Here is a 550-nt window from a genome sequence, read left to right as displayed (position 1 = left end):
ATCTCCACACGCGATATCACCCGCAAACACAAACTCTAAATCGAAGCTATAAAGGTTGTTCCATGTGTCCGTTCCATCCGTTGACAACACTTGAAGGAAGTAACCAAACTGGGCATCTTCAACAAAGCGGAAGGTTTGTAAATCCGTCTGAATCACTTGGTTGAGGATAAACGGCAATGGCGCGCGCGGCGTATTGGAGCCAAAGCCTACATCGACAATCCATGCTTGTTCATCCAGCGTCACCAACGTGATTTGATGGCTGCGACCTGTCGGCGTCCCCATCACGTGAACACGCCCAAGTAAGCTGCGCGCTTCAAACCCGAGGGTCTTGAGCACATCGAGCATTAAGCCATTCAGTTCAAAGCAGTAGCCACCACGGGAGTGATACACGGTTTTTTGAATGATGTCTTCAATCTCAACAGAGATGCCACGCTGCAACGAAATATCAAAGTTCTCAAACGGCAGGCAACGGTGCTGCGCTACGTGAATCTTGTGCAATGACTCCAAATCGGCGGGTAACTCCCTCAGCAAACCGAGCTTGGTTAAATAG

General features: G+C 49.5%; 1 protein-coding gene. It reads right to left on the bottom strand.

The window, feature by feature from the left end; all coding sequences use genetic code 11:
* A partial coding sequence (locus R8N47_RS27615; RefSeq protein WP_318186414.1) for an arylamine N-acetyltransferase occupies positions 1–550 on the bottom strand: 550 nt, incomplete at both ends.

This window comes from Vibrio sp. 2132-1, from assembly GCF_033344315.1.
This window is presented reverse-complemented; position numbering and strand designations above follow the sequence as displayed.